Origin of the sequence: Neobacillus phoenicis, assembly GCF_047302305.1 — a bacterium.
GTDB lineage: Bacteria > Bacillota > Bacilli > Bacillales > Cytobacillaceae > Neobacillus.
Window position 1 is genome coordinate 151,024 of record NZ_CP154847.1, and the last position, 26,886, is coordinate 177,909.

Here is a 26,886-nt window from a genome sequence, read left to right on the forward strand (position 1 = left end):
TACCCGACCTTTCTTGTGGTTCAGAGAAGGAATCGGGGTCATAGATCCTCTCTATGCGACTTTTCTCGTCATTCTTAGAGGGAAACGGGTTCATAGAGCCTCTCTATACGACCTTTCTCGTCATTCCGAGAAGGTAACGGGTTCATAGGACCTCTCTATGCGACATTTATTGTCATTCTTAGAGGGAAACGGGTTCATAGGACCTCTCTACGCGACCTTTCTCGTCGTTCCGAGACGGAAATCGGGCCCATATAAGCAATTTTTTTAACAGAGAGTCACACAAAAACAGAGGCTCACTCAATGCTAAAGGGCTTGCATAAGCCCCTTACCTGAGTCAGCCTCCCTGATAGGAGTCGATGATGATGTTTTGGGAATACGTAAGTCATATGTCATTTGTGTTGATTGTGATAATCGGCAGCATTGTAGCCTTACTCTACACCTATATGCGCCGCTCCAGTAAAAGACGAGCCCGTTAGCCAATAACGGGTTGCATTGCTTTTGCCCCAATATCTTTCCGATAAAAAACTCCGTCACACTGAAGCTTTTCCATCTCTTGATAGACCTTCTCTTGCGCTGCTTGCAGCGTTTCTGCCTTAGCACCAACAAGCAAGACCCTTCCACCATTCGTGATGAATTCACCGGATGCATTTTTCAAAGAACTCGCATGAAAAGTAAATACTTCATCAGTAAACTCATTCAATCCTGTTAGCACAGCACCTTTTTCATATTCTTCAGGATATCCTTTTGCTGCCACAACGACACCAACCATTGCCTCTTCCGACCATTCGAGCTGAGGACGGCCGCCTTCTAACAGCTCAACCATCACTTTCACTAAATCCGATTGTAATCTAGGTAAAATAACTTGGGTTTCCGGATCACCAAAACGGGCATTAAACTCAATAACCTTTGGACCCTCAGCTGTTGCAATTAGCCCCGCATATAAAACACCACAAAAGCTCCTGCCTTCCTGTACCATTGCTTTTGCAACCGGGATTAGAACAGTCTCGATAGCTGTTTTTACCATGTCCCTTCCAATTTGAGGTACAGGTGAATAAGCCCCCATACCACCCGTATTCGGTCCCTGATCCCCATCAAACGCACGCTTATGGTCCTGAGCGATTTCCAGTGGAACGACCACTTCACCATTCACCAATGCCATAAGCGAAAATTCCTCGCCGCTAAGGAATTCCTCAATGACCACGCGAGAAGAGGCCTCGCCAAATCTCGCACCAACAAGCATTTCCTCAAGACTTGCCAAGGCTTCCTCTTTTGTGAAGGCCACTGTTACACCTTTTCCAGCCGCTAAACCATCGGCTTTTATCACAATAGGCGCTCCTTTTTCCTCGATATAATCACGTGCTTCTTCAAAGGAAGTAAAGACAGCATAATCAGCTGTTGGAATCTGATATTTTTTCATGAGTTCCTTCGCAAAGGATTTACTTCCTTCAATTTCCGCCGCTACTTGACGAGGGCCGAACACAAGTAAGCCAGCTTCTTCGAACTTGTCAGCCAGACCTGCTAGGAGAGGGACTTCCGGTCCAATAATAGTCAGGCCCACTTCATGCTCTTGGGCAAATCTAATCAATTGCTCATGCTGTGATTCCTCAAGAGAAACAAGCTCAGCGACATCCACCATTCCATCATTTCCAGGTGCGACAAAGACTTTTTCAACCAACGTGCTTTCACTTACTTTTCGGCATAAAGCATGCTCTCTGCCACCGCGGCCAATGATTAGGACCTTCATCATACACACCCCCACTTAGTGTTTAAAATGTCTTACCCCAGTGAACACCATAGCAATTCCATATTCATCTGCTTTTTTAATCGAATCCTCGTCTCGGATCGAACCACCTGGCTGAATAATCGCTGTAATACCTGCTTTAGCTGCTGCTTCAACGGTATCATCCATTGGGAAAAATGCATCTGATGCAAGCGCTGCACCTTCCGCTTTTTCTCCTGCCTGTTTCAATGCAATTTCTGCCGCTCCTACACGGTTCATTTGGCCGGCACCAATCCCGATGGTCATATCTTCATTTGCCACAACGATGGCATTGGATTTTACGTGCTTCACGACCTTCCAGCCTAGCTTTAATGCTTCCCATTCTGCATCTGTCGGCTGTCTCTTCGTCGCTACTTTAACAACAGCATCATCTAGGGTAAAGCGATCCTGGTCTTGAACTAGTAATCCCCCTTCGATAGTTGTCATTTTCTGTTCCAGCTTCTTCACACCATCAAACGAAATCGTTAACAAACGAAGGTTCTTTTTACTTGTAAGAATAGATAATGCCTCCTCCGAGAAGGACGGTGCAATGATAATTTCTAAAAAGATCTCGTGAAGTTTTCTAGCTGTTTCTGCATCCACTTCACGGTTGAAAGCAATAATTCCGCCAAAAATCGATACAGGGTCTGCTGCAAATGCTTTATTAAACGCATCCAAGCTTGTTGTTCCTGTACCAACTCCACATGGATTCATATGCTTTACGGCAACAGCCGCTGGCTCAGTGAATTCTTTTACAATCTGCAGTGCCGCATCGGCATCATTGATATTGTTGTAGGAAAGCTCTTTACCATGAAGCTGCTCAGCATAAGCAATGGAAAACACAGAGCCAAGTGGCTTTTTATAAAAAGCAGCTTTCTGATGTGGATTTTCTCCGTAGCGTAATGTCTGCTTCAATTCATATGTAACAGTTAATTTCTCAGGCGTTTCTTCTTGTGCTAAGTCGGTCATGTAGCCTGCAATCAGTGCATCGTAGGCCGCTGTGTGACGGAATACCTTTGCCGCCAGTTTTCTTCTTGTTTCAAGAGTTGTTTCTTCATTAGTCTTCAATTCAGCGATCACTGTCGGATAGTCAGCCGGATCCACTACAACCGTGACATATTGATGGTTTTTCGCTGAGGCACGAAGCATGGTTGGACCGCCGATATCAATATTTTCAATCGCGTCCTCCACTGTTACATCCGGCTTCTCAATCGTTTGCTGAAATGGATACAAATTGACACAAACAAGCTGAATCGGCTCTATTCCGTGCTCCTCGAGCTGCTGCTGATGATCCGTAATATCTTGTTTAGCAAGCAATCCACCATGAATATATGGATTTAATGTCTTCACGCGTCCTTCTAAAATTTCTGGGAATCCAGTAACATCATTCACGCCCAATACAGGAATGCCCTGTTCGTGAAGCATCTTTTTCGTCCCGCCGGTTGAAATAATTTCAAAGCCAAGAGCAACCAATTCCTTAGCAAATTCTCCTACACCGGTTTTATCAGAAACACTAATAAGTGCGCGTTTTTTCTTCATGTACGACCTCTCCTCTTGTTAACAACATTTGTAGAATAGATGGGTAGAGCTTATGTTCAATCGCTTGAATCTTCTCTTGCAGGCTTTCACGTGTCTCCTGATCCTCTAAGCGAATTCGTTCCTGCACAATAATGGGTCCCGTATCCATGCCTTCATCCACGTAATGGATAGTAACCCCGCTCCACTTGGCTTTAGCCGCTAAGGCCTGGCCAATGGCATCTTTGCCGGGAAAATCCGGAAGCAAAGAAGGATGAATGTTGACAATCCGCCCCTCGAACTCTTTAAGCAAGGTAGGACCTATTAAGCGCATGTATCCAGCAAGTACGATAAAATCGATGTTTCTTTCTTTTAACAGTAAAGAAATTTCTTTCTCATAGTCTGCCTTGCTCGGATATTCCTTTGGACGAAACACAAATGTTGGGATTCGGGCCTGCCTCGCTCTTTCAATCACATTCGCTCCTGGTTGATCGCAAATTAACAATGTTAGTTCGGCCGTCAGATCCCCAGATTGAACTTTATCTACGATCGCCTGAAAATTACTCCCGCTTCCTGATGCAAACACAGCAAATCGTTTCATTCCCACTCACCAAATCCTTTAATGTGTATGCCTTCTTGGTCAGTGACTACGCCAATTTCATAAGCTGTTTCCCCAGCTTCTTCGAAATGCTGAACTAATTCTGCAGCATGTTCCCGGTCAATAGCGACAACCATTCCGATACCCATGTTAAACACATTATACATCTCATTGTATCCAATTTGTCCAACCTCAGATATCAGCTTAAATACGGCTGGGATATGCCAGCTTTTTTCGATCAACTCTGCACCAAGACCAGCAGGAAGCATCCGCGGAATATTTTCTATGAACCCTCCGCCCGTGATATGTGCCATTCCGTTCAGCTTGAATTTTTTTAGCGCTGATAAAATAGGCTTCACGTAGATTTTGGTCGGTTTGAGTAACTCTTCCCCTAAGGTACACTCTAGTTCATTTACATATTCTATCAATGACCAGTTATTGAATACTTTTCTGACAAGGGAGTAGCCGTTACTATGGATACCGCTTGAAGCTAATCCAATTAACACATCGCCTGGCTTTATGTCTTCACCCGTAATTAGCGCTTGCTTTTCACACGCCCCAACAGTGAAACCGGCTAGATCATACTCGTCTTCACGATAAAGTCCCGGCATTTCTGCTGTTTCGCCGCCAATCAACGCACATCCTGCCTGCTCGCAGCCATCTGCAATGCCTTTTACAATAGCCTCAATTTTTTCAGGAAGGGCCTTCCCACACGCAATATAATCTAAAAAATAAAGAGGTTCTGCTCCTTGGACAACGATATCATTCACACACATCGCAACCGCATCAATCCCAATGGTATCGTGCTGGTCCATCATAAAAGCAATCTTTAACTTTGTCCCAACCCCGTCGGTGCCTGACACCAGAACTGGCTCTTTCAATTGGAGCGCGGATAGGTCAAACATGCCTCCAAATCCGCCCAATCCACCGATGACACCGGCTCTTGCTGTTTTTTGGACATGCTTTTTCATACGTTCCACAGCTTCATACCCTGCTTCGATATTCACGCCTGCTTGTTTATATGCGTTTGTCATGCCAGTTCCCCTTCCTATTTTTGATAATAATATTGGAGTGTATCCGGATATATTTCTGTTGGATAATTTCCTGTAAAACAGCCGAGGCAATAGCCGTTCGTGCCTTCTTGACCGAGTGCATGCATCATGCCTTCTACAGTTAAAAATGTTAAAGAGTCCGCACCAATCAGCTCGCGAATTTCCTCGACTGATTTATCGGATGCTATTAATTCTTCCTTTGTTGAGGTGTCAATGCCATAAAAACAAGGGTTCTTAATCGGCGGTGAGCTAATCACCACATGAACTTCAGTTGCCCCTGCCTCTTTAAGAAGCGAAACTATTCTTCTGCTCGTCGTTCCGCGGACAATCGAGTCATCAACCATGACAACACGCTTTCCTTCCACTACCCCGCGAACCGCGGACAGCTTCATTTTGACCCCTTGTTCCCTTAAGGATTGTGAAGGCTGGATAAACGTCCTGCCAACATAGCGATTCTTAATTAATCCCATTTCATAAGGAATTCCCGCTTCTTCTGCATAACCAATTGCGGCTGAAATACTTGAATCTGGAACCCCTGTCACGACATCCGCATCAATAGGGGCTTCAAGTGCTAATCTCTTTCCAAGATTTTTTCGAGCCGTATGCACATTGATGCCATGAATATTGCTATCCGGTCTTGAAAAATATACATATTCCATCATACAAATGGCTTTCGTCGTACTGACAGCAAATCTCTCAGAGGTTAAACCGTTATCGTTAATAATCAGTAGCTCACCCGGCATAATTTCACGGATATATTCCGCTCCGACCACATCAAATGCACACGTTTCAGACGCTACTACATAGGCATCACCCAACATGCCAAGTGAAAGAGGTCTCAAACCATGTGGGTCTAAAGCAACCATTAACTCCGTTTCCGTCATGATTAAATACGCGTATGCTCCTTTTAACATGGAAAGTGCATTTTTCACACGATCATTGAGGTGAGGATAGCCGCTTCTTCGGATAAGATGGGCTAATACTTCCGTATCAGAGCTTGTTTGAAAAATACTCCCCTGCGTCTCAAGCTGGTGCTTCAAGGAATTGGCATTGACCAGGTTTCCATTATGGGCAAGGGCCAAACTGCCGCTTTGCGAATGGAACAAAAGGGGCTGGACGTTTTCATAGCCGCCCCCTCCTGCTGTTGCATATCGAACATGACCGATGGCAGCCGTACCTGTTAGTCCTGCCATCGCCTCTGTTGTAAAAATTTCCGCCACTAAACCCTCGCCTTTAACTCCTTTGAGTGTTTTCCCATCAGAGACAACGATGCCGGTTCCTTCCTGCCCGCGATGCTGCAAACTATGAAGTCCGTAATAGGTTAATTGAGCAGCATCCTGATGTCCCCAGACACCAAAAATTCCGCACTCTTCATTTAATCCCTTGAGTTCAGCAAGCATGGGATGGCTCCTTTCCAAGTAGCTTTCAGTTCGTTTACTGAAGCTTCGAGAACTGTTTCCTTTTCAGTGGACACGCGTAATGTTCCAGAGGCATTTACCTGACCGATTAGCGTCGCTTCTACTAAGCGCTCAAAGTCGATTTGATTCTCTTCTTTTACCGTTAATAGAAAACGAGATTGAGTTTCACTAAATAAGGCAGTGATCGGTTCTCCTTCAATGATTACCTCTGCACCCAGCTGTTCGTTAGCGAAAAGACATTCCGCGAGAGCCACACCCAGGCCGCCTTCTGACAAGTCATGAGCAGATTGAACTAACCCAGCACGAATCGCCGCTAGGATTGTATCTTGTCTTTCTTTTTCAAAAATCACATTTAATTCAGGTGCTTGACCAAAGATTCGGCCATGAATCAGTTTTTGTAATTCACTACCGCCAAACTCAGGATTTGTCTCACCTACTAGATAAATAAGGTCGCCACTATTTTTAAAATGTTGCGTAGTAATATGGTCAATATCGGTTACTAATCCAACCATCCCAATAACTGGCGTTGGGTAGACGGCAGTACCGCTTGTTTCGTTATATAATGACACGTTCCCACCGATGACAGGAGTTTGAAGTACGCGACATGCCTCACTGATTCCATCGGCTGCTTTTTCAATTTGCCAGAAAACCTCTGGCTTTTCTGGATTTCCAAAATTCAGGTTATCTGTAATCGCTAACGGCTCTGCACCGGAACAAATTATGTTGCGGGCCGCTTCCGCCACGGCAATTTTCCCACCTGTTTCCGGATCCAAATAGACATAGCGTGAGTTGCAATCAACGGTCATGGCTAATGCCTTCCTTGTTCCGCGAATCCGAAGAACCGATGCATCTGATCCAGGAGAAACAACCGTGTTTGTTCGAACCATATAGTCATATTGCTCATATACCCATTCCTTGCTGGCAACGGTTGGCTGGCTCAGGATTTTTACAAGCGTGTCTTTTAAATCGTCGACTTGAGGAATCTCTTGCTCAGTTGCTTGGAACTCCTTAAAATAAGCCGGCTCTTGGGATGGTTTATGATAAACAGGTGCATCCTCTGCTAAGGCATCCACTGGTACATCAGCAACCGTTTCCCCTTTATGGATTAAACGCAGCTTTTTATCATCTGTAACTGTTCCAATCGCAACAGCTTCTAAATCATATTTTTCAAAAAGAGAAGTAATTTCCTGCTCTCTTCCCTTTTTAACTACGATTAACATGCGTTCCTGGGACTCGGACAGCATCATTTCATAGGCAGTCATCCCTGTTTCCCGCTGCGGTACAAGGTCTAAATTCATCTCAATGCCCATTCCGGCTTTACTTGCCATTTCAGCCGAAGAACTGGTAAGGCCAGCTGCACCCATATCCTGAATCCCTACAAGTGCATCGGATTGAATGAGCTCGAGGCAAGCTTCTAAAAGAAGCTTCTCCATAAATGGATCGCCTACTTGAACGGCAGGACGCTTTTCATCGGATTGTTCATTTAATTCCTCGGAAGCAAACGTAGCGCCGTGGATTCCGTCGCGGCCTGTTTTTGCTCCTACATACATCACCGTATTACCTACACCATGGGCCAGACCTTTTTTAATATCCTTATGGTCAATCAGACCGACACACATGGCATTCACCAGTGGATTGCCTTCATAGCAAGGCTCGAACTGAATTTCCCCGCCAACGGTTGGAATGCCGATACAGTTGCCATAACCAGCAATCCCGGCAACCACCTCTTTAAATAAATAACGGACACGTTCCGAATCCAGCTCACCAAAGCGAAGTGAGTTTAATAGAGCGATAGGACGTGCACCCATGGAAAAAACATCACGGATAATCCCACCGACACCAGTAGCCGCCCCTTGATACGGCTCGATTGCTGACGGATGGTTATGGCTTTCAATTTTAAAAACAACGGCCTGGCCGTCGCCGATATCAACGATCCCCGCTCCTTCACCAGGCCCCTGAAGAACACGTTCACCTGTTACCGGGAATTTTCTCAGCACCGGCTTAGAGTTTTTATAACTGCAATGCTCCGACCACATGACTGAAAAAAGACCCGTTTCCGTGTAATTAGGCGTACGGCCTAAGAGCGACTCAATCATTGCAAATTCTTCATCGGATAAACCCATTTGCTGATAGATTTTCTCTGTTTTGATTTGGGTAGGATTTGGTTCAAGCGTTAACAACATGTGCTTCCCTCCATGCCTTTACAATTGATTGAAACATCTTAAGTCCATCTGCCCCGCCTAACAGCTCATCCACTGCTCGTTCAGGGTGCGGCATCATCCCAAGGACATTGCCTTTTTCGTTCACGATTCCCGCGATATTCGCCAGACTTCCATTCGGATTCTCCTCGTACGTAAATACGATTTGATTATTTGCTCTTAGTTTCGCAAGCGTTTCTTCATCACAGTAGTAATTTCCTTCTCCGTGAGCAACAGGGATTGTGATCGTTTCGCTTTGTTGGTAGTCAGCGGTAAACATCGTTTGGTTGTTTTCGACTCTTAGTTGGACCGGCTTGCAAATAAAGGAAAGACTCTCATTTCGGCGCATCGCTCCTGGCAGCAGTCCTGCCTCTAAAAGAATTTGAAATCCGTTGCAAACACCAAGAACGGGTTTGCCTGCTTCAGCCGCTTTTACAACTTCTTTCATGACCTTGCTAAACCGAGCAAGTGCACCTGAGCGGAGGTAATCCCCATAGGAGAAACCACCAGGCAGCAAAATCCCGTCAAACTCATCTAAGCTCTCAGTATCGTGCCAAACATATTCCACTTGTTCACCAAGTTCATCTTTTATCGCATGGTACATATCGATATCACAGTTCGAGCCTGGAAAAACGATCACCGCAAACTTCACTGAGCGACACACTCCTCTACCTCATATCGATAGTCTTCGATAACTGGATTGACGAGTAGGCTTCTGCACATTTCATTTACTATTTCATCTATATCCCGCTCTGATTTTTCTACGGTTAGTTCCATATATTTTCCGATGCGGACATCGGTCACTTGCTTGTAATTTAGTGAATGCAGTGAGTGTGTGACTGCTTTTCCTTGAGGATCTAAAACACTTTCCCTTAATGTTACATACACCTTAACTTTATACATGTTGATGACCTCCAAGTCTCACTAAAATAGTTTCATAGGCTTCCGTTAAACTACCTAAGTCACGGCGGAAAACATCCTTATCAAGCTTTTCGTTTGTTTTTTGATCCCAAAGTCTGCATGTGTCAGGTGAGATTTCGTCTGCAAGAAGGATGCTTCCCTTTTCGTCTTTACCAAACTCTAGTTTGAAATCGATGAGACGGATACCTAGTTCTGAAAAGAAGCTGGATAATATAGCATTTATCTCAAGTGCTTTTCCTCGTAAAATATAAATCTCTTCTGTTGTGGCGATATTCAGTTCAAGAATATGGTCTAACGTGATGAGCGGATCGCCTAATTCATCATCTTTTAGATAAAATTCCACGATCGGTGTGGTGAGCTTCTTGCCTTCTTCGATTCCCAATCTTTTGGAGAGACTTCCTGCTGCGACATTGCGAACGACTACTTCAAGCGGGATAATGCTTACTTTTTTCACCAACTGCTCCGTTTCTGATACGCGCTCGATAAAGTGTGAATCTATCCCATGTTCTTTAAGCTTTAAAAATAACAAACTAGTAATCTCGTTATTTAAACGTCCTTTACCGGCAATGTCTGCTTTTTTTTGCCCGTTGTAGGCAGTGGCGGAATCCTTGTATTCGACCAAAACGATGTTGTCGTTGTCTGTTGTGTATATGCGTTTCGCTTTTCCTTCGTATAGCAGTTCTTTCATGTGTTGGTTCACTCCTTATTCGCAATATTAGGAATCTTCAGACTGCATAAAGGCTGGATGTGCCTGGGTCCTTGGCTTATTTTTTGTTGGGGTCGCGTTGTGATGCTTAACGCGACAGCCAACCCTCTATTTTGTTTGTTTTGGTAACGTAGAACCTCTCTACGTTACCGCGAACCCCTTTTTTAAGCTAGTTCGGGCTCATAGAAGCCCTAGCTGCTCTCTTTTTACCCATTCAACCCTAATCGATCAAAAATCGTATCTACATGCTGTAGATGGTAGTTATAGTCAAAGCAATCGGCAATTTCAGCAGGTGACAGCATTGACGTAATTTTACTATCCACTTCAATCAAGGCACGGAATGGAACCTGATTCTCCCAAGCCTCCATCGCCTTCGGCTGCACCGTATCATACGCCTCTTCACGTGATAAACCTTTATCAATCAACGCAAGCAGTACACGCTGGGAGTAAATTAAACCAAGCGTACGGTCCATGTTGCGCTTCATGTTTTCTGGATACACAGTAAGATTTTTAATAATATTACCGAAACGGTTTAGCATATAATTTAATCCAATCGTCGCATCCGGCAAAATGATTCGTTCTGCAGACGAATGCGAGATATCGCGCTCATGCCACAGCGGCACATTCTCATAAGCCGTCAACATATACCCACGTAGAACACGAGCGATCCCAGTCATATTCTCGGAACCAATTGGATTCCGTTTATGCGGCATTGCCGAGGAACCCTTTTGACCTTTAGCAAAAAATTCTTCTACCTCACGCGTTTCACTCTTTTGCAATCCTCGAACCTCCACCGCAAACTTCTCAATGGACGTCGCAATCAAAGCAATCGTGGACATATAGTGCGCATGGCGGTCACGCTGCAATGTTTGCGTGGAAATCGGTGCACGTTGAAGCCCTAATTTTTCACAAACATATTGCTCAACAAATGGGTTAATATTTGCGTACGTCCCAACCGCACCAGAAATCTTACCAAACTCAATTCCTTCTGCCGCCTGCTTAAAGCGCTCCAAATTTCGCTTCATTTCTTCGTACCAAAGCGCAAGCTTAAGCCCGAATGTCGTTGGCTCCGCATGAACGCCGTGCGTCCGGCCCATCATAACGGTCATTTTGTGTTCGATGGCCTTGTTCTTTAAAATCTCAACAAAGTTTTCCAGATCTTTTTGTAAAATAGCATTAGCTTGCTTTAATACATAGCTAAGTGCCGTATCCACCACATCTGTGGACGTTAACCCGTAATGCACCCATTTCCGTTCTTCCCCTAATGTTTCAGACACCGCACGGGTAAAGGCTACTACGTCGTGACGTGTTTCTTCTTCAATTTCTTTGATTCGCTCAATATTAAAAGACGCGTTTTGGCGTAATTTTTCCACATCAGCCTTTGGAATTTCACCAAGCTCCGCCCATGCTTCACAGGCTAAAATCTCAACCTCTAGCCAAGCATTAAAGCGGTTTTCCTCTGTCCAAATAGCGCCCATTTCAGGTCTTGTGTAACGATCAATCATGTTTTATCCCCCGATCTTTTCTTTTGCTGTGTTCCAAATACTGCTCATTTCGAGCTCCTCAAGAGCGTCCGCAGTCGTTTCTCGTAAAAGTGTAACATGGCCCATCTTCCGTTTCCATTTAGGCTCTTCTTTTCCGTACAGATGAACCTTCCAATTTTTTTGGGTAGGAATCTCTCTATACAAGGTTTCAAGGTGCTCTCCTAATAGATTGACCATAACGGCAGGTTTTAATAGCTCCGTGCTTCCTAAAGGCCAGTTACAAATGGCACGAATATGCTGTTCAAACTGTGAGGTCTCGCAGGCTTCAATAGAAAAATGGCCGGAATTATGCGGTCTCGGTGCCAGTTCATTCACATAAATGGTACCATCCTTTGTTAAAAACATTTCTACTGCGAGCGTTCCTACTAATTCTAGAGAGTCTGCTAATTCCTCTGCCTTTTGAACAGCTGCTGCTGCAACAGTCTCTGAAATCCTTGCTGGGACAATCGTTTGATGTAAAATATTATCGACATGAATATTTTCAGCTACAGGAAAAATGGCTGTTTCTCCATTTTGCTTGCGTGTCACAATAACAGATAGTTCTTTTTCAAAGGGAATCCATTTTTCCAACACACACGGGCCAAGTTCACAGAGAGCCTTGCCCTCCAGGACGTCTTCCGGATGGTGAATGACAAGCTGCCCCTTCCCATCATACCCGCCTCTTGCTGTTTTTAAGACCGCCGGGTACCCTACTGCATCTATTTTTAACAATAAATCATCCAATCCCTGTATCACCTCATAGGGTGCAACCTCTATACCCGCCTGCTGAATCGCTCTTTTTTCCTTTATACGATCCTGTGTAATCGTAAGTAAGGTAGGACCTTGTGGCACAGTGGCATGCTCACATAACCAGCCTAACGTATCTGCATCTATATTTTCAAATTCGTAGGTAATGACATCGCTCATCTCTGCTAACTTGCTGATGGCCTCTCGGCTATTGTATGCACCAATCACTTGAACATCAGCTACTTGGCCGCAGGGAGAGTCTGGTGTCGGCTCTAAAACGGCTATTCGAAAGCCCTGTGCCTTCGCTGCTAAGGCCATCATTCTTCCCAATTGACCTCCACCAATGATGCCAATGGTTGCTCCTGGTAAAATCACTTTAGACAAGCTGATCACTACTTTCTAAGACTTCTAGTTTAATAGTTTCTCTTTTCGCTTCTAATTGATTGGCAAGTTTCAAATCCTCTGTTGCTAAAATTTGTGCGGCCAATAAGCCTGCATTTATCGCACCTGCTTTTCCAATGGCCACTGTTGCTACCGGCACCCCGCCTGGCATTTGGACAATGGATAGCAAGGAATCTAATCCATTTAATGTTTGTGATTGAACCGGAACGCCAATCACGGGCAACGTTGTTTTTGCTGCTACCATACCTGGAAGATGAGCGGCACCGCCTGCTCCTGCAATAATTACCTTTAATCCTCTATTTCTAGCTTCTTCTGCGTAAGTAAACATTAAATCAGGTGTACGATGCGCCGATACTACCTTTTTTTCATATGCAATCTCAAACTGATCAAGAATGTCACAAGCATGTTTCATTGTTTCCCAGTCCGACTTGCTTCCCATGATAATGCCAACTCTCATTCCTACTCACCCTTTTCTGTTAGCTTGCCAAACGAGTGGACCTCGCGGTAAAATACGAACAAAAAGAAAATACCCGAAACAAATAGCCTCTCCATAAGAGAAAGCCATTTGCCCGGGCATTACAAAATCACATAACGAATAGTAAGGGAACATCCCCTTATTGCCGAACATATTGACTTTCCCTCATAGTCCAATAATTTACGGTTATTGGGTAGAAACTTATGGGCCATATTCCCATGGATATATGAGGGTAAAGATTATTTCTATCATCTGATAGCTTTATCTTACCAAGCTTCACATTCAGATGTCAACCATAATATCGAACAATATTTTTATAAAACACTATATTGTTCGTGTTTTACTCCAATAACTGGGCTTCAAACACGATTTGACGGCCAATTGGTTCGTAAATAGTTTCGTTTCCTTTTTTCACTTCTTGAAAAATAGGTTTCTCTGTACGACGGACAGGAACATAACCTTGCTGTTTCATTCTATTCAATCATGCCTCAATACTTTCATTTTCCTGGACCTCAAATTTCTGCTTCTTACTCATGAAAATAATTTCCCTCTTTTCACAGATTTGACCCAGAAACCACCATGGATGGATTTCGGTTCATAGGTGATGATGAATGCCTTCGGATCCAAACTTTTTATCGCATCATATAGTTTTAATTCAAATTTTCTTGGGGTGAGTATTTGCATCGCCATCCGGTCGCCTTCGAGTCCATTTGCTTCCCAATTAGTGACGCCATACCCTTTTTCTCTTAGAATTTTAGGAAGGTCTTTATCATATTCCTTTGTTATTACATTAACAGTAATATAGCCGAGGGCCAGCTTCTCTTCAATCTTCATACCGACAATGACACCGATCCCATATCCAACTGCGTAGGCTATAAGGTTTTGAATTTCATTGAGATTATTTAATACCAGACCCAGTCCAAGCACATAAATAACCACTTCAATCGTACTAAGAAATGCTGCGAGATAGCGCTGCCCCTTTAAAGTTAGTATCATCCTTATGGTAAAAAAAGAAACATAGACAATATTGATGAGCAGAATAATCGCTACCATAATAAAACTGTTTTCTAACACAAGATGTCCTCCTTCACGATTGCTTCCTACCACTTTAACATATAATTCCCGATGGGTCAGTCCTTAAGTGCTGTTATAAGCCTCGAATTTTCCTGAGTCTGTGAAGTACCTTGGTCTTCTGCTTGCTTGAGCAGCATCGTGTCCTCAGCTAGTCGTATCTCGTGATTGTATAATGTTTGGGCAATTATTCTCCTAGTTTGTTTTGCGGCATCCCAGTAAAAAGCATCATCCACCAATCCAGTAATGGTATATTCAATCCCTCGAAAGGAAGCATTTAAGGAAGTCATCCCATACACTTTAAATGGCTCAACGATACATTCTGTCGCGTCTAATTTCATGCAGGGCTTGTTTATTTCATTAATTTTTTCACAAGCCAGTTCCAGAACCTCCATTACCTTGTCTGGGTTTTCCCGATAGCTGATGACAACTCTCTCAATGACACGCATTTGATTGATATTGTAATTATGTATTTGCTTTATTTCTCCGTTACTTATGGTTAATAACTTGCCACTCCACTCCCGGAGTTTAATAAATCTTAGTCCGATCTCCTCGACTGTCCCATTGAAGGTATTGTTAATCGTAATGAAATCACCTTTATGCAGTTGCTTCTCATAAATTAAGAAAATCCCTGAAAGGATATCTCTAATCAGGCTTTGAGCACCAAATCCAACGATCACTCCGACTACTCCCGCCCCAGCCAGAACTCTTCCAAAATTGGAGACGTATTGTGAGATGGCAAAAAAGATAAAGCTTAAAGTGGCCGTGTACTTTGTTAATGATCGGATCATACTCTCAATCGTTTGTTCTTTACGTTCCTCAATAAAATGAGTCCGCTTAAAAAAGTCATGGACAAGTTTATTAATTATATATACACAAATCCATGCAATCACAGCAGCCAAAATAATACTAGTCAATTTATATTTATGGAGCAAATCCAACCAATCCATCATTTTCACCTTCTTCTTTTATCACACCTATAGTGTTTACATTTGAATGTAAAATAATTTTTAGAAACTAATGCACTCTAAATAATAGTTAAGCACTTTCTATTGAAAGAGGAGAACCTATGATGAAAAAAATACTGATAATCGTACTTTTTTTAACAGTTTTTCATTCAAGTGTATTTGCGAGTGCCTCGGTTGCAGTTTTCCAGGCTGCTTTCATTAGGGACAATGATTTGTGGGTTAAGGTAGATGAAAAGGAAGAACGGATTACAAATGGAGATTTAATAAGATATCCAAAATGGTCGCAGGATGGCTATTGGATTGCCTATTTAAAAGGGAAAAAAGAAACTGATGAAACATTCTTCAGTGGAGATTTGTGGCTTTATAATCTTCGAATGAAAAAACACTTTAAAGTAAAAACAAATGTATCTAAAAATTTCGCTTGGTCACCCAAAGGTAATAAACTTACTTTTCTTGTAAATGGTGTTTTATATCTCTTCAATCCGGATCCTTCTAGTCTTTATCTTGCGACTCCAATTACTACAAATGTAGAGAATGTTTCGTGGTTCCCTGATGGTAAAAGATTATTGATTTCATCAAGGAAAAGCGCAGAGCTTCATTCGGACATTATCCTTTCAGAAGTGGTTTTCGTTAAAGACAAGCCAAAGATTAAGCATATTTACACTATCCCTATTGGGGAAGATGAGTACTATGTGAGTACGAGTGGATTTAAATGGTCTACGGACAAAAAGTGGATTAGCTTTTTATTAATTCCAACTGCATCTTTATCTGCTGATAGTAATACTTTGTGTTTGTTTTCTTTTAATGGGCGGATTTTTAAGAAGGTTGATGAAATGTTAAATGATGAAAACTGGTTTCGATGGTCACCTTGGAAAAATGAGCTCGGTTATATAGGGGGGTCAGGTCGAGAGGCACAGAAAAATAAACAATTAAGGACTGTTTTCGTTTCTGGATTACGGAAAGACATACTTACACCTAAAGGTTATGTGGATCGAGATTTTTATTGGAAAAATAACCATACTTTTGTCGTCTCACGTTCTAAGGAAAGTGAACTAGTGGATATTGATAAGCGCCCATTACCAAGTTTAAATAAGATTAGCAGTACTCAGGTGTCCTTGATTACGTTTCCTTTAAAAAAGGAAGGGGATTTTGCAGCACAGATTGTTCATAATCATTTGTTTTGGATTAGGACTGATAGACGGAGTGCAACTATTCTTGTTTCTCGATTAGATCATGTAGCGGAGAAAGCGTGGATTAGTAATCTTACGATACCAAGCTGGTATTATGAGAAATGGCATTGGGATGAGGTATTTGATTTATATTCGGGGTAGGATGATCTACTTTTTCCAGCAAGTAGAAGTAGCTCGTGTCTAGATCTACTTTTTTCAACAAGAAGAACCAAAAAGTAGAAGTAGCCAGTGTCTAGTAAGTTGAGTTTAAAAAATTCAACAAAAAAAGACAATCCAATAGGATTGTCTTTTTTTGTGCCTGGCAACGTCCTACTCTCACAGGGACTTTCGTCCCAACTACCATCGGCGCTGAGAAGCTTAACTTCCGTGTTCGGTATGGGAACGGGTGTGACCTTCTCGCCATAGTTACCAGACTATTTTGTTAGAGAGATCGTTCTCTCAAAACTAGATAATGCAGAAGAAGTGTTTGTAAAAAACGAGTTCGCTTAAAACTTGGTTAAGTCCTCGAACGATTAGTATCAGTCAGCTCCACATGTTACCACGCTTCCACCTCTGACCTATCAACCTGATCATCTTTCAGGGTTCTTACTAGCTTGACGCTATGGGAAATCTCATCTTGAGGGGGGCTTCATGCTTAGATGCTTTCAGCACTTATCCCGTCCGCACATAGCTACCCAGCGATGCCTTTGGCAAGACAACTGGTACACCAGCGGTGCGTCCATCCCGGTCCTCTCGTACTAAGGACAGCTCCTCTCAAATTTCCTGCGCCCACGACGGATAGGGACCGAACTGTCTCACGACGTTCTGAACCCAGCTCGCGTACCGCTTTAATGGGCGAACAGCCCAACCCTTGGGACCGACTACAGCCCCAGGATGCGATGAGCCGACATCGAGGTGCCAAACCTCCCCGTCGATGTGGACTCTTGGGGGAGATAAGCCTGTTATCCCCGGGGTAGCTTTTATCCGTTGAGCGATGGCCCTTCCATGCGGAACCACCGGATCACTAAGCCCGACTTTCGTCCCTGCTCGACTTGTAGGTCTCGCAGTCAAGCTCCCTTGTGCCTTTACACTCTACGAATGATTTCCAACCATTCTGAGGGAACCTTTGGGCGCCTCCGTTACTCTTTAGGAGGCGACCGCCCCAGTCAAACTGCCCACCTGACACTGTCTCCCACCCCGATAAGGGGTGCGGGTTAGAATTTCAATACAGCCAGGGTAGTATCCCACCGACGCCTCCACCGAAGCTAGCGCTCCGGTTTCTACGGCTCCTACCTATCCTGTACAAGCTGTACCAAAATTCAATATCAGGCTACAGTAAAGCTCCACGGGGTCTTTCCGTCCTGTCGCGGGTAACCTGCATCTTCACAGGTACTATAATTTCACCGAGTCTCTCGTTGAGACAGTGCCCAGATCGTTACGCCTTTCGTGCGGGTCGGAACTTACCCGACAAGGAATTTCGCTACCTTAGGACCGTTATAGTTACGGCCGCCGTTTACTGGGGCTTCGATTCAGAGCTTCGCTTGCGCTAACCCCTCCTCTTAACCTTCCAGCACCGGGCAGGCGTCAGCCCCTATACTTCGCCTTGCGGCTTCGCAGAGACCTGTGTTTTTGCTAAACAGTCGCCTGGGCCTATTCACTGCGGCTCTTCGAGGCTATTCACCTCAAAAAGCACCCCTTCTCCCGAAGTTACGGGGTCATTTTGCCGAGTTCCTTAACGAGAGTTCTCTCGCTCACCTTAGGATTCTCTCCTCGCCTACCTGTGTCGGTTTGCGGTACGGGCACCTTTTATCTCGCTAGAGGCTTTTCTTGGCAGTGTGGAATCAGGAACTTCGGTACTAAATTTCCCTCGCTATCACAGCTCAGCCTTTACGGAAAGCGGATTTTCCTACTTTCCAGCCTAACTGCTTAGACGCGCATATCCAACAGCGCGCTTACCCTATCCTCCTGCGTCCCCCCATCACTCAAACGATAAAGAGGTGGTACAGGAATATCAACCTGTTGTCCATCGCCTACGCCTTTCGGCCTCGGCTTAGGTCCCGACTAACCCTGAGCGGACGAGCCTTCCTCAGGAAACCTTAGGCATACGGTGGATGAGATTCTCACTCATCTTTCGCTACTCATACCGGCATTCTCACTTCTAAGCGCTCCACCAGTCCTTACGGTCTAGCTTCAACGCCCTTAGAACGCTCTCCTACCACTGACATCTAAGATGTCAATCCACAGCTTCGGTGTTACGTTTAGCCCCGGTACATTTTCGGCGCAGAGTCACTCGACCAGTGAGCTATTACGCACTCTTTAAATGGTGGCTGCTTCTAAGCCAACATCCTGGTTGTCTAAGCAACTCCACATCCTTTTCCACTTAACGTAAACTTTGGGACCTTAGCTGGTGGTCTGGGCTGTTTCCCTTTTGACTACGGATCTTATCACTCGCAGTCTGACTCCCACGGATAAGTCTTTGGCATTCGGAGTTTGTCTGAATTCGGTAACCCGATGAGGGCCCCTAGTCCAAACAGTGCTCTACCTCCAAGACTCTAACTACGTGAGGCTAGCCCTAAAGCTATTTCGGAGAGAACCAGCTATCTCCAAGTTCGATTGGAATTTCTCCGCTACCCACACCTCATCCCCGCACTTTTCAACGTGCGTGGGTTCGGGCCTCCATCCAGTGTTACCTGGACTTCACCCTGGACATGGGTAGATCACCTGGTTTCGGGTCTACGACCACATACTCATTCGCCCTATTCAGACTCGCTTTCGCTGCGGCTCCGTCTCTTCAACTTAACCTTGCATGGGATCGTAACTCGCCGGTTCATTCTACAAAAGGCACGCTATCACCCATTAACGGGCTCTAACTACTTGTAGGCACACGGTTTCAGGAACTATTTCACTCCCCTTCCGGGGTGCTTTTCACCTTTCCCTCACGGTACTGGTTCACTATCGGTCACTAGGGAGTATTTAGCCTTGGGAGATGGTCCTCCCTGCTTCCGACCGGATTTCACGTGTCCGGCCGTACTCAGGATCCACTCAGGAGGGAACGAAGTTTCGACTACAGGGTTTTTACCTTCTCTGACGGGCCTTTCCAGGCCGCTTCATCTACCCCGTTCCTTTGTAACTCCATGTTGAGTGTCCTACAACCCCAAGAGGCAAGCCTCTTGGTTTGGGCTATGTCCCGTTTCGCTCGCCGCTACTCAGGGAATCGCGTTTGCTTTCTCTTCCTCCGGGTACTTAGATGTTTCAGTTCCCCGGGTATGCCTTCAATACCCTATGTATTCAGGTAAAGATACTGTTCCATTACGAACAGTGGGTTCCCCCATTCGGAAATCTCCGGATCAAAGCTTACTTACAGCTCCCCGAAGCATATCGGTGTTAGTCCCGTCCTTCATCGGCTCCTAGTGCCAAGGCATTCACCGTGCGCCCTTTCTAACTTAACCTAAAAGGTTTATTACTCTTATTAAATAAGAGAGAAAACTAAAATGGCGATTACTCGATGTTTTACTTGACTTCTTCATTACGATTATCTAGTTTTCAAAGAACGATTAAAAAAAGCTTTGAGAGATTGCACTCTCAAAACTAAACAAACAAGAAACAATCAAACAAACATATTTTGTCTGGCTCATATGTCCAGCTTATATCCTTAGAAAGGAGGTGATCCAGCCGCACCTTCCGATACGGCTACCTTGTTACGACTTCACCCCAATCATCTGTCCCACCTTAGGCGGCTGGCTCCTTACGGTTACCCCACCGACTTCGGGTGTTACAAACTCTCGTGGTGTGACGGGCGGTGTGTACAAGGCCCGGGAACGTATTCACCGCGGCATGCTGATCCGCGATTACTAGCGATTCCGGCTTCATGTAGGCGAGTTGCAGCCTACAATCCGAACTGAGAATGGTTTTATGGGATTGGCTAAACCTCGCGGTCTTGCAGCCCTTTGTACCATCCATTGTAGCACGTGTGTAGCCCAGGTCATAAGGGGCATGATGATTTGACGTCATCCCCACCTTCCTCCGGTTTGTCACCGGCAGTCACCTTAGAGTGCCCAACTGAATGCTGGCAACTAAGATCAAGGGTTGCGCTCGTTGCGGGACTTAACCCAACATCTCACGACACGAGCTGACGACAACCATGCACCACCTGTCACTCTGTCCCCCGAAGGGGAACGTCCTATCTCTAGGAGTGTCAGAGGATGTCAAGACCTGGTAAGGTTCTTCGCGTTGCTTCGAATTAAACCACATGCTCCACCGCTTGTGCGGGCCCCCGTCAATTCCTTTGAGTTTCAGCCTTGCGGCCGTACTCCCCAGGCGGAGTGCTTAATGCGTTAGCTGCAGCACTAAGGGGCGGAAACCCCCTAACACTTAGCACTCATCGTTTACGGCGTGGACTACCAGGGTATCTAATCCTGTTTGCTCCCCACGCTTTCGCGCCTCAGCGTCAGTTACAGACCAGAAAGCCGCCTTCGCCACTGGTGTTCCTCCACATCTCTACGCATTTCACCGCTACACGTGGAATTCCGCTTTCCTCTTCTGCACTCAAGTCCCCCAGTTTCCAATGACCCTCCACGGTTGAGCCGTGGGCTTTCACATCAGACTTAAAGGACCGCCTGCGCGCGCTTTACGCCCAATAATTCCGGACAACGCTTGCCACCTACGTATTACCGCGGCTGCTGGCACGTAGTTAGCCGTGGCTTTCTGGTTAGGTACCGTCAAGGTACCGGCAGTTACTCCGGTACTTGTTCTTCCCTAACAACAGAGCTTTACGACCCGAAGGCCTTCATCGCTCACGCGGCGTTGCTCCATCAGACTTTCGTCCATTGTGGAAGATTCCCTACTGCTGCCTCCCGTAGGAGTCTGGGCCGTGTCTCAGTCCCAGTGTGGCCGATCACCCTCTCAGGTCGGCTACGCATCGTCGCCTTGGTGAGCCGTTACCTCACCAACTAGCTAATGCGCCGCGGGCCCATCTGTAAGTGACAGCCGAAACCGTCTTTCAGCTTTTCCTCATGAGAGGAAAAGGATTATCCGGTATTAGCACCGGTTTCCCGGTGTTATCCCAGTCTTACAGGCAGGTTGCCCACGTGTTACTCACCCGTCCGCCGCTAACCACCGAAGTGGTTCGCTCGACTTGCATGTATTAGGCACGCCGCCAGCGTTCGTCCTGAGCCAGGATCAAACTCTCCAAGAAAGTTGATTAGCTCATTTTGTTACGTTGGCTTGTTTCAATTAAGAAACAAAATATTATTGTTTGTTGACGCTTTTGTTTGTTTAGTTTTCAAAGAACAATCTTAGTAACTTCTTTTTCAGAAGCAACTTTATTACTATATCATGTCGTTAATTTATTGTCAACTATTTATTTGATGTTTTTTATAATCACCATGTTGTTAACTCGTCATTAACGACTGCTTTAATATAATAACACCCTACTCCCAACTCGTCAACAACAAAATCATTTAATTTATTTCTTCTATAATATAGTGTTAAAAAAGAAAGCCGGCACACAGCCGGCTCCCCATTACTTTGTAATTTTAATAATACCTTCTTGTTTTACATCAACAAGACCCGGCTTTGTAATCTCCACTTTTTCGCCTTCAGCTAGATTAGTGAAGACAATTGGCGTGATCGTAGATGTAGCATGCTCTTTAATATAATCTAGATCGACTTTCAATAGCGGCTGACCCTTTACTACTCGGTCATTCTCAGAAACCAATGTTTCAAAACCTTGGCCCTTTAAGTTAACAGTATCAATACCCACGTGGATAAGGATTTCACGTCCGCCGTCAGATAAGATTCCAATCGCATGCTTTGTTGGGAATAGGTTGACAATCTTTCCGTCTACAGGTGATGCCACTAATCCTTCTGAAGGAACAATCGCAAAACCATCACCCATCATTTTTCCCGCAAACACTTGGTCAGGAACTTCAGTAATTTCTTTGATTTCCCCTTTAATAGGAGCCACGAAGACTTCGTTAGCTTTGGCTTGTGTTGGAGCTACAACTGGTGCCTCTTCATTCTTTTCTACATTTACTGTAGTTGCGCTTGGTCTTTTCCCAGCCATAATATCTTTCATTTGACCTTTAATGGTTTCAGAACGTGGACCAAAGATCGCTTGAATATTGTTACCTACTTCAAGAACACCTGCAGCACCTAATTTTTTCAATTGGTCTTTATTTACATCCTTAATATCATTAACAGAAACACGAAGACGTGTAATACATGCATCAAGGTGAGCGATGTTTTCTTTACCACCCATCGCTGCTAAAATGTTAGCTGCTAAATCACCAGAACCTGCTTTACCTGTTTGTGCTTGGACTTCTTCTTCCTCTACTTCACGACCTGGTGTTTTTAAGTTGAACTTACGAATCGCAAAGCGGAAACCAAAGTAATAAACAACCGCAAAAACTAAACCAACTGGGATGACAATCCATGCATGCGTTTGTGGGTTGATTAATCCGAATAGGATGTAGTCAATTAAACCACCAGAGAAAGTCATACCGATTTTTACATCTAATAAATGCATGACCATAAATGATAAACCAGCGAAAATCGCATGGATACCGAATAGAATTGGTGCTACGAATAAGAATGAGAATTCAATTGGTTCTGTAATACCAGTTAAGAAAGAGGTTAAAGCAGCAGATGCCATTAATCCCCCTACGAAAACTTTCTTCTCAGGTCTTGCTTCATGATAAATCGCTAATGCTGCAGCAGGTAAACCAAACATCATGAATGGGAATTTACCTGTCATGAATGTACCAGCAGTTAGATTTTTCACGTGATCAGAAATCTGTGCCATGAAGATACGCTGGTCACCGTGAACCACTTGACCCGCTTTTGTTGTATAGTTTCCAAATTCAAACCAGAATGGAGAATAGAAAATATGGTGTAATCCAAATGGAATTAACGAACGTTCAATTACACCGAAAACAAATGCTGAAAGAGTTAGGTTTGCATTAACCATGTTATTTGAAAATGCGTTCAATCCTGATTGGATTGGAGGCCAAATAACGAGCATTAGTAATCCTAATAGAATCGCTGTACCTGCCGTAACGATTGGAACAAAACGTTTTCCAGCAAAGAATCCTAAATAAGATGGTAATTCAATTTCAAAGAACTTATTATACAAAGCCGCCGCAATAATACCAACGATAATCCCTCCAAACACTCCTGTTTGAAGAGTTGGGATTCCTAGGACACTCACGTAATTCGTACCATTTATTTCCTTTGGGTCAATCCCTAAAACAGTACCCATTGTTACATTCATAATTAAATAACCGATGATTGCTGCTAGTCCGGCTGTACCTTCCCCACCGGCTAAACCAATAGCAACACCGACTGCAAAAAGGAGCGGCAGGTTACCGAAGACAATATCACCAGCATTTTTCATAACTGATGCCACCATTGCTACAGCACTGTTATCTAAGAATGGCGCTAAATCTAATAGGGCTGGGTTTACAAGAGCAGCACCCAAAGCAAGTAAGATACCAGCTGCCGGTAAAAGTGCAACCGGCAACATTAAAGCTTTACCGACTTTTTGCAAGACGCCGAAAGCATTTTTAAACATATTTGTTACCTCCTAAATATTTTTCTTAGCTCATAAAGCGGTTACATTATTGGTAAAAATACCAATAAAAAAAGGCATGAGTAAAAGTTCAATTGAATGCAGGCTATGGGTATAGATTACCCCTAAACCTTCAATTCAATTAATACTTTTCACTCATGCCTGATCGAATCAGTAACACGTAAAAAATAATAGCTATTTAAATTTATGTTGAAGTCGCTGCAGATGCATCGTTAGATAGACCGCTTCTGCATCAAAAACCTTCATTTTTAATGTTTGCTGCATCACTTTAATGAGCTTCCATGAGAGATTATAACACACAGGATATTCTTCTTTCAAGAGGGAAGCAATTTTTTCTGGTTCCTCTACTTTTTCCTCTTTCACTACTCTCTCAATGGCAAACCGCAAATGACGAACAAGCCTCATATAATCAATGCTTTCTTTATCAATCTCTATTTCAAACTGCTCTTCGACCATTTCAACCAAGCGGCTAACAAGCTGTGAATATTGATTCACGTCGGAGAGGTTTCTGTTGGTCACCGCACTATGAATATGGAGGGCAATAAATCCAACCTCCCCAATCGGCAATTCAATCCCGGTCTTTTCTTTAATTAACCCAACCACTTCTTTTGCTATTTCAAATTCATGGCGATAAAGAGCCTTTGTTTCCACTAAGAATGGATTTTTCATTTCCATACCTTGAGAAACTCTCGTTAAGGCAAACATAAGATGGTCCGTTAATGCCACATGAATATGTTCATTTAGCATCGCATTGGTTCTTTGCTTAATTAAATCCATGGAGGAAATAATGACTTCCAAGAATTCATTATCAATAAATGGAAGCAGTTTTATATAATTTTCTTGTTCTTTTTCATTTTTTAAGACAAAAAGCTTTTCGACTACATCTGTATCGATATAATCACCGCGCTTTCGGTTAAAACCAATGCCTTTTCCAATTACAACTACTTCTTCATAGGAAGGGTGCTCAGCAATTAAGACATTGTTATTTAACACTTTATCAATTAGTAAATTCGCCAAACCCTTCCCTCCCATTTCACCATGTTTATCTTAGTATTTTCATGTTATAAGAGGTGAAACAGGAAGTCAACGACAAAGTTCGACAACCATGTGACAAATAACTGGTAACGCCTAGTCTTCTTTTAAATAAAAAAAGAGCCGCTATGATAGCAGCTCTTCAGATTAATTATTTTAAAAAGATAAAATACAGAACAAAGATGACAAAGAAGAAGTACATGATTGGATTGATTTCTTTTATTCTTCCCTTAACAATCATGGTAATTGGATAAAAGATAAATCCTACTGCAATACCCGTTGCAATACTGTAAGATAGTGGCATCGCAATCATTGTTAAGAAGGCAGGCACTGCAATTTCAAAACGCTGCCAGTCAATTTTTCCTAAAGACGAAACCATCAATACCCCAACAATGATAAGAGCTGGTGCTGTTACAGGTGCAGTTACTACAGATAATAACGGAAAGAAAAAGAGCGATAAGATGAACATACCTGCTGTGACTAAGGAAGCAAATCCTGTTCTAGCTCCAGAAGCAACCCCTGCTGATGATTCGATATATGATGTTGTTGTTGATGTACCAAGAACGGCACCTACACTCGTTGCAATTGAATCAGAAATTAGCGCGCGGCCTGCACGAGGTAGCTTATTGTCTTTCATGATACCCGCTTGGTTCGCAACTGCTACCAAGGTTCCTGCATTATCAAAGAAATCTACAAACAAGAAAGTTAAAATAATCCCTAACATCGAAGTTGTATAGAATGAGCTGTCTCCAAAGGAGGAGAAAGCTGCACCAAAGGTTGGTGATAAACTTGGCACTGTATCAACTACTTGATGCGGCACCTTAATTAAGTCAAAAATCATTCCCACAATAACTGTAATGACCATTCCAAAGAATACTGCGCCATTAATTCCTCTAGTCATCATAATAACTGTAACTAGAATTCCAAAGATTGAAAGTAGTGTATTACCAGCTGTTAAATCGCCAAGTCCTACTAGTGTCGCATCGTTGTTTACAACAATTCCAGCATTCTGTAACCCAATAAAAGTGATAAACAAACCAATCCCCGCACCAACAGCGTGCTTTAAATCAATCGGAATCGCATTAATAATTTTTTCACGAAGACCTGTCAGTGTTAGTAAGAAGAAAAATACTCCGGAAATAAGGACAGCGCCAAGTGCATGTTGCCATGGAATTCCGCTTCCTAATACAACTGTGTAAGCAAAGAAGGCATTTAATCCCATACCTGGTGCCAAAGCCAACGGATACTTACCAAGGAGTCCCATGATAATGGATCCTAGAGCAGACGCTAAGGCTGTTGCTACAAATACAGCACCATAATCCATTCTTAGTGCATCAGGAAAGTCTTTTATCGAAGCAAGTGATAAAGTTAACGGGTTAACGACTAAAATATAGGCCATTGCCAAGAAAGTGGTTAATCCCCCGATAAATTCGCGGCGGTAATTTGTACCGTATTTTTCAAACTCAAAATATTTGTGCATGATTCTTTTCCCCCTAAAAATCTTTGTTTTTTACAACAAAAAACGCTCCAGGATATTCTACCGGAGCGCTGACGTGGGCAAAGATAATTAACAGAGGAAAGAGAAAACCCTCTCTATTAATCACTGCCTCGTAGTCAAGCCATTTACGGTGGCTCGGTAGAAACTTTTGGGCCATATTCCCAATATTATACGACGTGATTCGACAATCTATTCATTTCTTTATTATCATAACAGCATCAACCGTCTTCGTCAATAAAAAATACG

At 43.7% G+C, this 26,886-nt stretch carries 20 protein-coding genes, 3 rRNA genes and 2 riboswitches; of the genes, 2 read left to right on the forward strand and 21 right to left on the reverse strand.

Annotated features, from left to right (window positions below; genetic code table 11):
- The first annotated feature begins 362 nt into the window (after positions 1-362).
- On the forward strand, positions 363-476 hold the full coding sequence (locus AA0X95_RS00670; RefSeq protein WP_374121015.1) for an EYxxD motif small membrane protein: 114 nt from the start codon (positions 363-365) through the stop codon (positions 474-476).
- Here the strand turns inward: AA0X95_RS00670 and purD are convergent.
- The 15 genes from purD to AA0X95_RS00745 form a co-directional block, all read right to left on the reverse strand.
- The gene (purD, locus tag AA0X95_RS00675) at positions 473-1,744 is read right to left on the reverse strand and encodes a phosphoribosylamine--glycine ligase (protein ID WP_413309780.1); all 1,272 of its coding nucleotides are present in this window, start codon (positions 1,742-1,744) and stop codon (positions 473-475) included. The two genes, AA0X95_RS00670 and purD, sit on opposite strands and share 4 nt — an antisense overlap.
- 15 nt (positions 1,745-1,759) lie before the next feature.
- Positions 1,760-3,298, reverse strand: coding sequence for a bifunctional phosphoribosylaminoimidazolecarboxamide formyltransferase/IMP cyclohydrolase (purH, locus tag AA0X95_RS00680; protein WP_413304299.1), 1,539 nt, complete (start codon positions 3,296-3,298; stop codon positions 1,760-1,762).
- Positions 3,273-3,875, reverse strand: a complete 603-nt coding sequence (purN, locus tag AA0X95_RS00685) for a phosphoribosylglycinamide formyltransferase (protein WP_413304301.1) — start codon at positions 3,873-3,875, stop codon at positions 3,273-3,275. Before purN ends, purH begins: the two co-directional genes overlap by 26 nt.
- Positions 3,872-4,906 (reverse strand): phosphoribosylformylglycinamidine cyclo-ligase, encoded by a 1,035-nt coding sequence (gene purM / locus AA0X95_RS00690; protein ID WP_413304304.1) that lies wholly within the window; start codon positions 4,904-4,906, stop codon positions 3,872-3,874. The genes purN and purM overlap by 4 nt, the downstream gene beginning before the upstream one ends.
- A 14-nt stretch (positions 4,907-4,920) precedes the next feature.
- The gene (gene purF / locus AA0X95_RS00695) at positions 4,921-6,324 is read right to left on the reverse strand and encodes an amidophosphoribosyltransferase (RefSeq protein ID WP_413304307.1); all 1,404 of its coding nucleotides are present in this window, start codon (positions 6,322-6,324) and stop codon (positions 4,921-4,923) included.
- Entirely contained in the window at positions 6,300-8,525 is a 2,226-nt protein-coding gene (gene purL, locus AA0X95_RS00700; RefSeq protein WP_413304310.1) for a phosphoribosylformylglycinamidine synthase subunit PurL, read from the reverse strand. The genes purF and purL overlap by 25 nt, the downstream gene beginning before the upstream one ends.
- Complete coding sequence (gene purQ, locus AA0X95_RS00705) at positions 8,509-9,192, reverse strand: phosphoribosylformylglycinamidine synthase subunit PurQ (protein ID WP_413304312.1); 684 nt, start codon at positions 9,190-9,192, stop codon at positions 8,509-8,511. Before purQ ends, purL begins: the two co-directional genes overlap by 17 nt.
- Complete coding sequence (gene purS, locus AA0X95_RS00710; protein ID WP_413304314.1) at positions 9,189-9,443, reverse strand: phosphoribosylformylglycinamidine synthase subunit PurS; 255 nt, start codon at positions 9,441-9,443, stop codon at positions 9,189-9,191. Before purS ends, purQ begins: the two co-directional genes overlap by 4 nt.
- A complete protein-coding gene (gene purC, locus AA0X95_RS00715; protein WP_413304317.1) occupies positions 9,436-10,149 on the reverse strand; it encodes a phosphoribosylaminoimidazolesuccinocarboxamide synthase in 714 nt (237 codons plus the stop codon). The genes purS and purC overlap by 8 nt, the downstream gene beginning before the upstream one ends.
- Before the next feature lie 224 nt (positions 10,150-10,373).
- Entirely contained in the window at positions 10,374-11,672 is a 1,299-nt protein-coding gene (gene purB, locus AA0X95_RS00720) for an adenylosuccinate lyase (protein WP_413304319.1), read from the reverse strand.
- Between the two features lie 3 nt (positions 11,673-11,675).
- Complete coding sequence (purK, locus tag AA0X95_RS00725) at positions 11,676-12,830, reverse strand: 5-(carboxyamino)imidazole ribonucleotide synthase (protein ID WP_413304321.1); 1,155 nt, start codon at positions 12,828-12,830, stop codon at positions 11,676-11,678.
- The gene (purE, locus tag AA0X95_RS00730; RefSeq protein ID WP_413304323.1) at positions 12,814-13,296 is read right to left on the reverse strand and encodes a 5-(carboxyamino)imidazole ribonucleotide mutase; all 483 of its coding nucleotides are present in this window, start codon (positions 13,294-13,296) and stop codon (positions 12,814-12,816) included. Before purE ends, purK begins: the two co-directional genes overlap by 17 nt.
- A gap of 166 nt (positions 13,297-13,462) precedes the next feature.
- Positions 13,463-13,564: riboswitch (purine riboswitch) on the reverse strand.
- Between the two features lie 90 nt (positions 13,565-13,654).
- Positions 13,655-13,795, reverse strand: coding sequence for an NETI motif-containing protein (locus AA0X95_RS00735; RefSeq protein WP_413304326.1), 141 nt, complete (start codon positions 13,793-13,795; stop codon positions 13,655-13,657).
- Between the two features lie 50 nt (positions 13,796-13,845).
- Positions 13,846-14,367 carry a DUF2179 domain-containing protein gene (locus AA0X95_RS00740; protein WP_413309782.1) on the reverse strand — a complete coding sequence of 174 codons (522 nt, stop codon included), beginning with the start codon at positions 14,365-14,367 and terminating at the stop codon, positions 13,846-13,848.
- Positions 14,368-14,444: 77 nt separating this feature from the next.
- Entirely contained in the window at positions 14,445-15,338 is an 894-nt protein-coding gene (locus tag AA0X95_RS00745; RefSeq protein WP_413304328.1) for a mechanosensitive ion channel family protein, read from the reverse strand.
- A gap of 116 nt (positions 15,339-15,454) precedes the next feature.
- Between AA0X95_RS00745 and AA0X95_RS00750 the strand changes: the two genes are divergently transcribed.
- On the forward strand, positions 15,455-16,684 hold the full coding sequence (locus tag AA0X95_RS00750; RefSeq protein ID WP_413304330.1) for a TolB family protein: 1,230 nt from the start codon (positions 15,455-15,457) through the stop codon (positions 16,682-16,684).
- A gap of 155 nt (positions 16,685-16,839) precedes the next feature.
- On the opposite strand, the gene rrf is transcribed toward AA0X95_RS00750, so the two are convergent.
- From rrf to AA0X95_RS00780, 6 genes are all read right to left on the reverse strand, one after another.
- Positions 16,840-16,956, reverse strand: a 5S ribosomal RNA gene (rrf, locus tag AA0X95_RS00755).
- Between the two features lie 79 nt (positions 16,957-17,035).
- Positions 17,036-19,971, reverse strand: a 23S ribosomal RNA gene (locus AA0X95_RS00760).
- 207 nt (positions 19,972-20,178) lie between these two features.
- A 16S ribosomal RNA gene (locus AA0X95_RS00765) occupies positions 20,179-21,716 on the reverse strand.
- The 16S, 23S and 5S rRNA genes sit together here, the layout of an rRNA operon.
- A gap of 327 nt (positions 21,717-22,043) precedes the next feature.
- Positions 22,044-24,092, reverse strand: a complete 2,049-nt coding sequence (gene ptsG / locus AA0X95_RS00770) for a glucose-specific PTS transporter subunit IIBC (RefSeq protein WP_413304333.1) — start codon at positions 24,090-24,092, stop codon at positions 22,044-22,046.
- A gap of 192 nt (positions 24,093-24,284) precedes the next feature.
- The gene (gene glcT / locus AA0X95_RS00775) at positions 24,285-25,127 is read right to left on the reverse strand and encodes a glucose PTS transporter transcription antiterminator GlcT (RefSeq protein ID WP_413304335.1); all 843 of its coding nucleotides are present in this window, start codon (positions 25,125-25,127) and stop codon (positions 24,285-24,287) included.
- 166 nt (positions 25,128-25,293) lie between these two features.
- Positions 25,294-26,622 (reverse strand): NCS2 family permease, encoded by a 1,329-nt coding sequence (locus AA0X95_RS00780; protein ID WP_413304338.1) that lies wholly within the window; start codon positions 26,620-26,622, stop codon positions 25,294-25,296.
- A 111-nt stretch (positions 26,623-26,733) separates the two neighbouring features.
- A riboswitch (purine riboswitch) is annotated at positions 26,734-26,835 on the reverse strand.
- Between the last annotated feature and the right edge of the window lie 51 nt (positions 26,836-26,886).